Annotated in this window: 10 protein-coding genes; all 10 read right to left on the reverse strand. The window is 53.4% G+C overall.

The window, feature by feature from the left end; translation table 11 throughout:
* Positions 1-2 precede the first annotated feature (2 nt).
* A complete protein-coding gene (gene dnaE, locus QRN24_RS11730; protein WP_032679644.1) occupies positions 3-3,485 on the reverse strand; it encodes a DNA polymerase III subunit alpha in 3,483 nt (1,160 codons plus the stop codon).
* Positions 3,486-3,523: 38 nt separating this feature from the next.
* Positions 3,524-4,120 (reverse strand): ribonuclease HII, encoded by a 597-nt coding sequence (rnhB, locus tag QRN24_RS11735; RefSeq protein ID WP_032679643.1) that lies wholly within the window; start codon positions 4,118-4,120, stop codon positions 3,524-3,526.
* Complete coding sequence (gene lpxB, locus QRN24_RS11740) at positions 4,117-5,265, reverse strand: lipid-A-disaccharide synthase (protein WP_014168713.1); 1,149 nt, start codon at positions 5,263-5,265, stop codon at positions 4,117-4,119. Before lpxB ends, rnhB begins: the two co-directional genes overlap by 4 nt.
* Entirely contained in the window at positions 5,265-6,053 is a 789-nt protein-coding gene (gene lpxA, locus QRN24_RS11745) for an acyl-ACP--UDP-N-acetylglucosamine O-acyltransferase (RefSeq protein ID WP_032679642.1), read from the reverse strand. Before lpxA ends, lpxB begins: the two co-directional genes overlap by 1 nt.
* 3 nt (positions 6,054-6,056) lie before the next feature.
* Positions 6,057-6,512 (reverse strand): 3-hydroxyacyl-ACP dehydratase FabZ, encoded by a 456-nt coding sequence (gene fabZ / locus QRN24_RS11750; RefSeq protein WP_010426706.1) that lies wholly within the window; start codon positions 6,510-6,512, stop codon positions 6,057-6,059.
* A 103-nt stretch (positions 6,513-6,615) separates the two neighbouring features.
* Complete coding sequence (gene lpxD, locus QRN24_RS11755) at positions 6,616-7,641, reverse strand: UDP-3-O-(3-hydroxymyristoyl)glucosamine N-acyltransferase (protein WP_014168709.1); 1,026 nt, start codon at positions 7,639-7,641, stop codon at positions 6,616-6,618.
* A 3-nt stretch (positions 7,642-7,644) separates the two neighbouring features.
* Positions 7,645-8,139, reverse strand: coding sequence for a molecular chaperone Skp (gene skp / locus QRN24_RS11760; protein ID WP_020882619.1), 495 nt, complete (start codon positions 8,137-8,139; stop codon positions 7,645-7,647).
* Between the two features lie 122 nt (positions 8,140-8,261).
* Entirely contained in the window at positions 8,262-10,679 is a 2,418-nt protein-coding gene (bamA, locus tag QRN24_RS11765) for an outer membrane protein assembly factor BamA (protein WP_014168707.1), read from the reverse strand.
* 31 nt (positions 10,680-10,710) lie between these two features.
* Positions 10,711-12,063, reverse strand: coding sequence for a sigma E protease regulator RseP (rseP, locus tag QRN24_RS11770; protein WP_020882618.1), 1,353 nt, complete (start codon positions 12,061-12,063; stop codon positions 10,711-10,713).
* Positions 12,064-12,074: 11 nt separating this feature from the next.
* Positions 12,075-12,932, reverse strand: coding sequence for a phosphatidate cytidylyltransferase (gene cdsA / locus QRN24_RS11775; protein ID WP_014168705.1), 858 nt, complete (start codon positions 12,930-12,932; stop codon positions 12,075-12,077).
* Position 12,933: the final 1 nt, after the last annotated feature.

Below are 12,933 nucleotides of genomic sequence, written 5' to 3' on the forward strand. Positions count from 1 at the left end.
TATTAGTCAAACTCCAGTTCCACCTGCTCCGAACCAATGAGGCCACGGAGATCGTTAAGTAAACGATCGCTCGGAGAGACACGCCACGTTGCACCAAAGCGCAACCGCGCACGTGCATCCGCCCTCTGATAGTAGAGATGTACTGGAATTGTCCCCGAGCGGTGGGGTTCCAGAGACTGACGGAGTCGGTTTAAAAGCTGGTCATCAATTTGCCTGTCCGTCAGCGAGATAGCAAGCCCGCGAGCATATTTTTCCCGGGCTTCGTCAATGTCCATCACTTCGCGGGCGGTCATTTTAAGCCCCCCACTGAAGTCATCAAAGCTGACCTGTCCGCTGACGATAAGTATGCGGTCTTTTTCCAGCAAATGCTGGTATTTATCCAGCGCGTCGGTGAACAACATCACCTCCAGACGCCCGGAACGGTCATCCAACGTACAGATGCCGATACGATTGCCGCGCTTGGTGACCATAACCCTTGCAGCAATCACGAGCCCCGCAGCCGTGGTGATTTTACCACGTTCTGTCGGATGCATGTCTTTCAGCCTGTAGCCTCCGACATAGCGCTCAATTTCTTTGATGTACTGGGTGATGGGGTGCCCCGTCAGGTATAAGCCTAACGTTTCACGCTCTCCATCCAGCACCACCTGTTCTGGCCACGGCTGGCAGCTGGCATAAGACTGCTCTATCTGCTCTGGCTCTTCCGCCAGTACGCCAAACATATCCGCCTGACCGATCGCTTCCGCTTTGGCGTGCTGATCAGCCGCTTTCAGCGCATCGCCGAGAGAGTTCATCAGCGCGGCGCGATGCGGCCCCAGCCTGTCGAACGCGCCGGACATGATCAGTTTTTCGAGCACGCGTCGGTTCAGTTTTTTGGTGTCCGTACGGGCGCAAAGATCGAACAACTCGCGGAAATAACCGCCGTTGTTACGCGCTTCGAGGATTGCCTCAATCGGGCCTTCACCCACGCCTTTTATCGCGCCAATCCCGTAAACAATTTCCCCGTGCTCGTTGACGTGGAAATGATAGAGACCGGAGTTGATATCCGGCGGCAGGATCTTAAGCCCCATGCGCCAGCACTCATCGACCAGGCCAACCACCTTCTCGGTGTTGTCCATATCGGCAGTCATAACCGCCGCCATAAATTCAGCAGGATAGTGCGCCTTCAGCCACAGCGTCTGGTACGAGACCAAAGCATAGGCAGCAGAGTGGGATTTGTTAAATCCGTAACCGGCGAATTTCTCTACCAGGTCAAAGATTTTGATCGCCAGCTCGCCATCAATACCGTTTTTTCTTGCGCCTTCTTCGAAAGTGCCGCGCTGCTTGGCCATCTCTTCCGGCTTTTTCTTACCCATCGCACGACGCAGCATGTCCGCGCCGCCAAGGGTGTAGCCAGAGAGCACCTGGGCAATCTGCATAACCTGTTCCTGGTACAGGATAATGCCGTAGGTTGGCTCCAGAACGGGCTTCAGGCACTCGTGCTGCCACTGCACATCCGGATAGGAAATCTCTTCACGCCCGTGCTTACGGTCGATAAAGTTATCTACCATCCCTGACTGTAGCGGGCCCGGACGGAACAGGGCCACCAGTGCGATCATATCTTCGAAGCAGTCAGGCTGCAGGCGCTTAATCAAATCTTTCATGCCGCGGGATTCAAGCTGGAAGACGGCGGTGGTCTCCGAGCGCTGCAGCATGTCGAAACTTTTCTTATCATCAAGCGGGATGGCCGCGATATCCAGCGGCGGCTCGCCATTCTTCTCGCGACGGGCGTTGATCATCTCCAGCGCCCAGTTGATGATGGTGAGCGTACGCAGACCGAGGAAGTCAAACTTCACCAGCCCGGCGTATTCGACGTCGTTCTTGTCAAACTGGGTGACCGGATGCTGGCCCGTTTCATCGCAGTATAGCGGCGCAAAATCGGTGATTTTGGTCGGCGCGATAACTACCCCACCCGCATGCTTACCGGCGTTACGCGTGACGCCTTCCAGCTTACGGGCCATGTCGATCAGCGCTTTAACTTCTTCATCGGCTTCGTAGATTTCTGGCAGCTGTGGTTCAGCTTCAAACGCTTTTGCCAGCGTCATACCTGGGTCAGGTGGAACCAGTTTAGAGATACGATCGACAAAACCGTACGGATGCCCCAGTACACGGCCAACGTCGCGAATAACCGCTTTCGCTGCCATCGTACCGAAGGTAATAATCTGCGATACCGCGTCGCGGCCGTACATGTCCGCCACGTGTTCAATAACCTGGTCGCGTTTCTCCATGCAGAAGTCGACGTCAAAGTCGGGCATCGAGACACGTTCCGGGTTAAGGAAACGTTCGAACAGCAGGTCAAATTCCAGCGGGTCGAGGTCGGTAATTTTGAGTGCATAGGCCACCAGCGAGCCCGCACCGGAGCCACGCCCCGGTCCAACCGGTACGCCGTTATCCTTCGACCACTGGATAAACTCCATAACGATCAGGAAGTAGCCCGGAAAACCCATCTGGTTGATCACCTGGAGTTCAATATCCAGGCGCTCGTCATATTCTGGACGACGCTTTTTACGCTCTTCTTCATCCGGGAAGAGGAATTCCAGACGCTCTTCGAGGCCTTCTTTTGACTTCATGACCAGGAAGTCTTCCGTGGTCATGTCCCCGGTCGGGAACTGCGGCAGGAAGTATTCGCCAAGGCGCACGGTGACGTTACAGCGTTTGGCTATCTCTACGCTGTTCTCCAGCGCTTCCGGGATATCGGAGAAGAGTTCGCACATCTCCTCTTCATTGCGCATGTACTGCTGCGTCGAGTAGTTGCGCGGACGTTTCGGATCGTCAAGCGTGAAGCCATCATGAATCGCGACGCGAATCTCATGCGCGTCAAAATCGCCAGGCTCAAGGAAACGCACGTCATTGGTTGCCACCACGGGCAGGCCGCGTTCTTCAGCCAGCGCAACCGCGGCGTGCAGGTAACTCTCTTCGTCCTGCCGACCGGTGCGGATCAGCTCAAGGTAGTAACGATCCGGGAAATGTTCTTCATAGAACGACACGCACTGATCCACCAGCGCACTGTTGCCACGCAGCAGACATTTGCCGACATCACCCATACGGCCGCCGGAGATCAGCAGCAGCCCGTCGTTCAGCTCAGCCAGCCAGTCCCGGTCAATCCACGGCCCCAGTGCGCCATAGCCGCGCTGATAGGCTTTGGAGATAAGCAGAGTCAGGTTTTGATACCCTACGTTATTCATCGCTAACACGGAGATTTGCGTCAATTCATCGCCGATAAGATCGCTTTGGACGTGAAAATCCGCGCCAACGATGGGTTTCATCCCCGCGCCATGTGCCGCTCCGTAGAACTTCACCAGGCCACACAGGTTGGTAAAATCGGTGATCGCCAGCGCAGGCATGCCAAGCGAGGCCGCCTTTTTTACCAGCGGCCCGGTCTTCGCCAGCCCATCGATCATGGAGTAGTCGCTATGCACCCGCAGGTGTACGAAACGTGGTTCAGCCATCTTCAGATTCCGCGTTACTTAATTGCTTGCGTATTGATTCAGGACACCAGTCCCAGCGCGCGTTTCACCGGGCCAAAGCTGCGTCGGTGATGTTCAGTTGCGCCATGTTCAGCCAGCCTTTCCAGATGAAAGGCCGTTGGATAACCCTTATGCTGGGCGAAGCCATACTGAGGGTAAGTGAGGTCCAGCGCGGCCATTTCGGCATCACGCGTCACTTTGGCAATGATAGAAGCCGCACTGATTTCTGCGACCCGGCTATCGCCTTTCACCACCGCCATTGACGGCATCGGCAACGCAGGGCAGCGGTTTCCGTCAATCAGGACATACTCCGGGGCAATTTTCAGACCCGCCACTGCACGCTGCATCGCCAGCATAGTGGCATGCAAAATATTGAGTTCGTCGATCTCATGCGGCTCTGCACGCCCCAGGCTCCAGGCCAGCGCCTTTTCCTGAATCTCACTAAACAGCGCCAGACGGCGCTTTTCAGACAATTTTTTAGAGTCGTTTAACCCGATAATCGGGCGAGCAGGATCGAGGATCACCGCAGCGGTCACCACTGCACCCACTAACGGGCCACGACCGACTTCGTCCACACCCGCCACGAGGTGGGTGTGAGGATAAATAAATTCCATCATTTTGCTAACTCCAGCACCGCTTCAGCCGCTTGTTCATCGGCATTACAGCGGATCTGCTGATGCAGTTCGCGGAACGTATCATGCATCTGGTGGCTGGTTTTGCCGTCGGCCAGTAGCGGTAACAACGCATCGGCCAACGCCTGCGGCTCGCACTCATCCTGCAGAAGCTCTTTCACCAGCTCGCGCCCGGCAAGCAGGTTTGGCAGAGAGACATAGTCCGTTTTCACCAGACGTTTCGCCAGCCAGAAGGTGAACGGCTTCATGCGATAGCCTACCACCATCGGGCATTTCGCCAGCATACACTCCAGCGCAGCGGTGCCCGAGGCCAGCAGTGCGGCGTCGCTTGCGACCATCGCCTCACGGCCCTTCCCGTCCAGCAGATGAACATGGAGATCCGGAGCAACCTCCGCCTTGATGCGCTCAAACTGCTCGCGACGTTTTGCATTCACCAGCGGCACAACCACTTCGAGGTCAGGATAGGTCTTGCGAAGGATTTGCGCCGTTTTCAGGAAGTCCGCGCTGAGCATCTCGACTTCTGCACCACGGCTACCAGGCAGCAGTGCCAGACAGTGCGCATCATGAGAAATACCCAGCACATCGCGCGCCGCGTTTTTATCCGGATCCAGCGGCATTGCATCCGCCATGGTATGACCGATAAAACGGCACGGGACATTAAATTTGTCGTAAAACGCTTTTTCGAAAGGCAGAAAAGCCAGCACCAGGTTGGTTGACCGTCCGATTTTGAAAACGCGTTTCTGTCGCCACGCCCAGACAGACGGACTGACATAATGAATGGTTTTGATGCCCTTCTGCTTCAGATTCCCTTCGAGGGTAATGTTGAAATCCGGTGCATCGATACCGACAAACACATCGGGTTTGAGTTCGGTAAAGCGACGGGTGAGATCGGCACGAATGTGCAGCAGACGACGCAGGCGACCCAGCACCTCAACGATGCCCATCACAGCCAGCTCTTCCATTTCATACCAGGCTTCACAGCCTTCGGCCTGCATCAGCGGGCCAGCAACGCCTACAAAGCGCGCATTGGGTACCCGGGCCTTGAGCGCACGGATAAGACCTGCACCAAGAATATCGCCGGAGGTTTCTCCGGCGACCAGGGCTATCGTAAGCGGACGACTGTCGACCATTAACGAATCAGACCCCTTGTGGAACGGTCAAAGAACGTCATGAACTCGTTCACTTCAGGGTGCTTTTCCGCCAGCTCGACAATTTCCGGCTTCGCCTCTTCCAGCGTTTTACCGCTACGGTACAACAGTTTGTACGCGTTGCGGATTGCAGTAATCGCTTCGCGGCTAAAGCCACGACGCTTGAGGCCTTCGATGTTCACGCCAAACGGCGTGGCATGGTTACCCTGCGCAATGACGAACGGTGGGACATCCTGCGCCACACCGGAGCATCCGCCGACCATCACGTGTGCACCAATGATGCAGAACTGATGGACTGCGGTCATGCCGCCAATAATTGCGAAATCATCTACCGATACGTGTCCTGCCAGCGTTGCGTTGTTGGCAAGAATACAGCGGTTACCTACCGTACAGTCGTGCGCGATATGCGCATTAACCATAAACAGGTTGTCGCTGCCCACCTTCGTCAATCCACCACCCTGTACTGTTCCACGATGAATGGTGACGCTTTCGCGAATGCGGTTACGATCGCCGATTTCCAGACGGGTCGACTCACCAGCATATTTAAGATCCTGGTTTACTTCGCCGATGGAAGCGAACTGATAGATCTCGTTATTGCAGCCAATAGTCGTATGACCATTCACGACAACGTGAGATTTCAGTACTGTACCCTCACCAATTTCGACATGGGGTCCAACAATACAAAATGGGCCAATATGGACGTTAGCACCAATGATGGCACCGACTTCCACAATGGCGGTAGGATGAATAAAGGCGGATTTATCAATCACGTATCAAGACTCCCGGCTACGAGCACACATCATAGTCGCTTCGCAAACAACTTTGCCATCAACCAGAGCTACGCCTTTGAAGCGAGTCAGGCCGCGACGCGTTTTTTCAAAAGTGACTTCCATGATCATCTGATCACCAGGCACGACAGGACGCTTGAAGCGCGCTTCATCGATACCCGCGAAGTAGTACAGCTCACCCGGCTCCAGTTTGCCCACGCTTTTAAACGCAAGAATACCGGTAGCCTGTGCCATCGCTTCCAGAATCAACACACCCGGGAAGATAGGTTTACCCGGGAAGTGTCCCTGGAAGAACGGCTCGTTCACGGAAACATTTTTCACTGCGCGCAGAAAACGACCTTCTTCAAAATCCAGCACACGGTCTACCAGCAAAAACGGGTAGCGGTGCGGCAGAAGTTCTAAAATCTCTTCAATATGCAGAGTATGAGTGTCAGTAGTCAAAATACTCTTCCTGTCAAAATGTACTGATAAAAATAATAACACGGCCTGCCGGTTTATAAGAAAGCCGACAGGCCGGGGAATATAGCATTAAACGGATGAACGCTTAGTCTTGTTGATCGATTTTGCGCTCAAGAGACTTGAGTCGCTTGCTCATATCATCAATATTCATCACCAGAGCAGCTGTTTTACGCCATACCTTGTTGGGTTGCAGCGGGATGCCAGAGGAATAGACGCCAGGTTCGGTGATAGGACGCATTACCATGCCCATTCCTGTCACGGTCACCTTGTCGCATATTTCCATATGGCCATTAATCACGCTCGCACCGCCGATCATGCAGTAACGGCCAATTTTCAGGCTGCCCGCCATGATAACGCCACCCGCAACCGCGGTATTGTCGCCAATCACAACGTTATGCGCAATCTGGCACTGGTTATCGATGATAACACCATTGCCAATAATCGTATCGTCAAGTGCACCACGGTCAATGGTGGTACAAGCACCGATCTCAACACGATCGCCGATAATCACGCGACCAAGCTGTGGGATCTTAACCCAATTACCACGATCGTTAGCGTAGCCAAAGCCATCAGAACCAATCACTGTGCTGGACTGAATGAGGCAATTTTCGCCAATTTCTACTTCATGGTAAACAGACACGTTGGCCCATAAACGGGTCCCGGCGCCGATTTTCGTATTTTTCCCAACGAAGCAACCTGGGCCAATGACAACATTATCGCCCAGCACCACGCCAGATTCGATAACGGCATTTGCGCCAACTGCCACGTTGTGACCAAGCTGAGCCGTCGGATCAATCGCTGCACTGGCAGCAATGTCCTGCGCCGGCTGCGGCGTGGAATCAAGAATTTGTGCCATGCGTGCATACGTCAGGTAGGGATTTTTCACTACCAACGCGCTTCCAGTGGCAAACGGAAGATCGTCCTGCGTCAGAACAACAGCTGACGCCTGGCATTGAGCCAGTTGCTCACGGTACTTAGGGCTTACCATGAAGGTAATAGTGCCGGCTTTAGCAGATTGCATGGACGCAACAGCGGTGATGACGAGATCGCCATCACCGTGTAATTCTGCATCCAACTGCTGAGCTAAATCAGCCAGTCGAATTGAAGGCATTACTTATTTAACCTGTTTCAGAACATCAGCGGTGATGTCTTTAACATCGCTGCTGTTGAAAGCAACGGCATTCGCATCAACAACCAGATCGATGCTCTGATCGGCAGCAACTGCTTTAACAGCAGTCTGAATGCGAGTCACCAGCTTGCCACGCTCTTCGTTAGAACGACGCTGACGATCCTGCTCGAAAGCCTGCGCTTTCTGGGAGAACGTCTGACGCTGAGCCATTACGTCTTTTTCCAGTTTGCTACGGTCGCTCGCTTTCATGGTAGAACCATCACGCTGCAGACGCTGCATTTTGGACTGAAGATCGTTTTCCATACCCTGCAGTTCGCTTGCACGGCCTTTGAATTCGTTTTCCAGCGTCGCAGAAACACCTGTTTTCTGTGCAACCTGCTGGAACAAATTACCCATGTTGACGATTGCAATTTTGTCTGCTGCCTGAGCAGAGGTTGCCATCGCTAAACCGAGACCTGCAGCTAATAACCACTTTTTCACAATTAACTCCTTACCATCCCATTGGCACCAGAAGGTACCGTTCTTTGCGTGGCAAGGCGATCGTGTTACCGATCGCCAGTTGTCAGCGCTACACTGCCAACGCATTCCATTGCAGCGGATTATTACCAGGTTTTACCAATGTTAAACTGGAATTGCTCCGCTTTGTCTCCATCGTATTTCTTAAACGGCTGGGCGTAAGAGAAGACCAACGGCCCCAGCGGTGACATCCATTGTAATGCGATACCTGCAGACATGCGAATATTGCTCGGATCGCTGTAGTCTGGTACGCCTGCCGCACGCATCTGGGCAGTATTCTCCCAGTTGGTATCCCATACAGTACCGGCATCCCAGAAGATGGATGTACGGACTGAGTTTGCGTATTTATCACTGATGAACGGCGTAGGCGTGATGAACTCCAGGCTGGCAACGGCCATGGCGTTACCGCCCACCGCATCATCAGAGCTACAGACTTCAGAAGACGACGATTTATTACAGTTATCGGTGTCGTTACCGCCGTAATAGACCGCTTTCGGACCAATGTTGTTGGACTGGAAGCCACGAACGGTGCTGGAACCACCGGCGTAGAAGTTCTCATAGAATGGCAGTTCTTTGCCACCTAAACCATCGCCATAGCCCCAACGGGTACGACCCAGGACTACCCACTTGTGGTCGTCATCAATTGGGAAGTAGGACGCGGTGTCCAGCGTTACCTTATAGAACTCGTTATCAGACCCCGGAACGGTCACTTTACCGTTCAGGTTGACACGAGAACCTTCCGTCGGGAAGTAACCGCGGTCGAGACGGTTATAGGTCCAGCCATAGTTGAAGGTGAAGTCATCAGCAGCAAAGCCGTTGTTGTCCCCATTTTTACTGGTTGACTGGCCAATAGAGTCCAGATAACGCCACATCGCCACCTGCGGTTGCATGTTGGACAGGTCGTTATGCACGTAACCTAAACCAGCGCGCAGCGAGTTATATTCGTTAACCGGGAAGCCGAGCGTACCATCTACACCGTAGCTCTTGTTGGTGTAAGAAGACAGATCCGCGTCATCTGCTTTAAAGTCGTTATAGAAGATACGACCGCCCAGGCTCACACCATCTACGGTGAAGTATGGGTTGGTAACAGAGAACTCAGAGTAGGTCTGGTAGTCGTTTTTGGTACCGTTGATACCTACGGAGTAACCCGTACCCAGCCAGTTATCCTGCTGTACGCCGACCTGGAAGCTGACGCCACTTTCAGTACCGTAGCCCACACCGAAGTTAAAGCTACCGGTGTTACGCTCTTTGACTTTATACACGACATCAACCTGATCCGGGCTGCCCGGAACACGCTGGGTATCGGTATCAACCGTTTCGAAATAGCCCAGACGGTTCAGACGCTCTTTACCCTGGTCAACAAGGTCGCTACCTAACCATGCGCCTTCCATCTGACGCATCTCGCGACGCAGGACGGAATCTTTGGAGGTGTCGTTACCTTCGAAGCGGATCTTACGCACGTAGAAACGGTTACCCGCATCAACGTTAACGTGAAGCTTCACAGTTTTATCCGCGTCGTTGATTTCAGGCTGAGTTTGTACACGCGGATAAGCATAACCATAGCGGCCGAGCAGCTTCTTAATGCTGTCTTCCATTTTGGTCACTTTAGACCCGCTATACAGCTCGCCCGGCTGAATTTTAGTCAGCGATTCGATCTCAGCAGAATGGCCTGCCAGGTTACCACTCACGTCAACACCAGAAAGCTTGTACTGATCGCCTTCTGTGATGTTAATCGTAATGTAGATGCCTTTCTTGTCTGGCGTCAGACTGACCTGAGTCGAGTCGATGTTGAAACGGGCATAACCGCGATCCAGATAGTAGCTGCGCAGGGTTTCAAGGTCGCCCGCCAGTTTCTGCTTCTGGTATTTACGATCGCCCACCACGTTCCACCATGGCACTTCGTCGCGCAGCTGGAACGTAGAGATCAGTTCATCGGTGCTGAACGCGTGGTTACCCACGATGTTGATCTGCTGAATCTTCGCAGAAACACCTTCCTGGAAGACCAGTTTCAGGTCAACACGGTTACGTGGCAACGGCGTCACAACCGCTTTCACGCTGGCACTGTATTTACCCACGCTGTAATAGAAGTCTTCCAGACCTTTTTCTATGTCTGAAAGGGTTGTGCGATCCAGGGATTCCCCCACACGTACGCCAGATGCTTCAAGGTTCTGCTTGAGCATGTCATCTTTCACCGACTTGTTACCGGAGAAGGTGATACTGGCGATCGTCGGACGTTCTTTTACCTGAACCAGAAGCGTATCACCATCGCGCAGGACGCGGACATCCTCGAAGTTGCCAGTGGCAAACAGAGCACGGATGGTGTTACTGATGTCATCATCATTAACCGTATCGCCGGGGCGCACAGGCATACTGAGGAGGGCCGCACCAACGGCGACACGCTGAAGGCCTTCGAAATGAATGTCTTTCACTACGAACCCGTCAGCACCGTATACGGTGGCGCTGCTAAACAGCAGCGACGCTATGAGCAACTTTTTCATCGCCATCGTTATTATGCGTTCTTCCTAACTAACTCTCTTACAACCGAGAGAAATCATTGAAAAGTGCAAGCCCCATTAACAGCACCAGCAAAATCGAGCCAATGCGATAACTAAAGTCTTGAACTCGCTCGGATACCGGCCCGCCTTTTAGCTTTTCAATCGCCAAAAACAGCAGATGACCCCCGTCTAAAACGGGAAGCGGGAACAGGTTGATTATCCCAAGGTTCACGCTAATGAGCGCAAGAAACATGAGATAGTAAATCACCCCGAACTCCGCTGACATCCCAGCCCCCTGAGCTATTGAAATTGGCCCACTGAGGTTGTTCAGTTTCACATCACCGGTTATCAATTTCCCCAACATGTTTACCGTCAGCTTCATCAGTTGCCATGTTTTATCCGTGGCTTCAAGGATGGCGCTGAACGGCCCATACTGGCGTATTGTCTTGTACTCATCTGGCAGCGGGATGACTTTCGGCACAACGCCTGCAAACCCTTCTGCCTTTTTGCCGACCGACTTCGTATCCGGAGTCAGCGTCAGCGAAAGCGGACTGCCCTGCCTTTCAACTTCCAGCGCGAGCGACGTGCCCGGATTATCGCGCACCAGAGTAACAAAGGTCATCCACTCTGTTAATGGTTGACCATCGACTTTAACGATCCTGTCGCCCGCTTGCAAACCTGCTTTGCTGGCAGCCGAGTTTGCCTGTACTTCGGCTAATACCGGCTCAATCTGCGCACCGCGTGGACGAATGCCCAGCGCAGAGACGGGATCTTCTTTGTCTGGCTCGAAACGCCAGTGACGTAAATCGAGCACTTTGTCCTGCCGCTGGTCAGAACCAAACGGCGACACGCTGAATGTTGTCTGCCGATCGCCAATTTTGGCTACCAGCTGCAGACGCACGGCATCCCAATCAGGGGTTTCGATGCCATCAATCGCTTTAAGTTCCATCCCCGGCGTAATTTGCGCACTCGCCGCGATGGAATCAGGCGCAATTTCACCCACAACCGGACGCACGCCAGGCACGCCGATGATAAACACCAGCCAGTAGGCGAAAACAGCAAAGATGAAGTTGGCTACCGGCCCGGCAGCGATGATGGCGGCGCGTTGTCCAACGGTTTTGTTGTTGAATGCGCTGTGTCGTAGCTCAGGGGCGACAGGCTCAACGCGTTCGTCGAGCATCTTAACGTAGCCGCCAAGCGGGATAAGAGCGATGACAAATTCTGTGCCGTGGCGGTCAGTGCGCGTCCAGAGTGATTTACCAAAACCGATGGAAAACCGCTCTACCCGCACACCGCAACGGCGAGCAACCCAGAAATGGCCAAATTCATGCACGGTAATCAGTACACCCAGTGCAACAATGAACGCCGCCAGATTCCAGAGAATGCTCAGCATAAAACCTTCCGTTAAATCGTCCCGAATACCAGTAAAAGCAAGCACGCAAACACTGGAACAGCCGCTGTCAGGCTATCAATGCGATCCAGTATACCGCCATGTCCTGGAATCAGGTGTCCGCTGTCCTTAATCCCTGCTTCACGCTTAAACATACTTTCGGTTAAATCACCGAGTACCGAGGCCAGCGCAGCAAAAATAGAGCACACCAGCAGTATTGACGGTGCAACTTCCAGATTCGCCCAGACGCCATAGCCCCAGGAAATGATTGCTGCCGTAAACAGGCCGCCGATGAATCCTTGCCAGGTTTTGCCCGGAGAAACTTTTGGCGCCAGTTTATGTTTGCCAAACAGTTTACCAAACATATAGGCCCCAGAGTCAGCCCCCCAGACGAGAATCATCACATAAAGCAGCCAGATCGCGCCGCTGTAGTGGTTTTCGTCATAGTGCCAGGCGCGCAGTGCGACCATACCCCAGAAAAAAGGAACAATTGTGAGCAGGCCAAAAATAAGACGCAACACTTTTGAATTACGCCAGAATGCCGCGGAACCTGGGTAAAAAAGCACCAACAGCAGCGCGGCAACCCACCAGCCCAGCGATATCCAAAGGGAACCGGCAACCAGCGGTTGATGAATATCATGGTGATATTCAGGCAAGGTAAACAGCATCAGGGCCAGGATAAAGCCACAGAGTACCGCCAGCCATACCCGCTGAGTGCGTGAGGTAAAGCCGCTAAACTGACCCCATTCCCACGCGGCGAGCATGCAAACCACCAGCGTCAAAATAGCGAATCCCACCGGGGGCAGTAAAAACAGCGCCGCAATGACAATGGGTATTAATACAAAAGCGGAAATCAGGCGATACTTCAGCAAA

Source organism: Enterobacter sp. MEB024, assembly GCF_030209635.1.
In the GTDB taxonomy this organism is placed as follows: domain Bacteria; phylum Pseudomonadota; class Gammaproteobacteria; order Enterobacterales; family Enterobacteriaceae; genus Enterobacter; species Enterobacter ludwigii.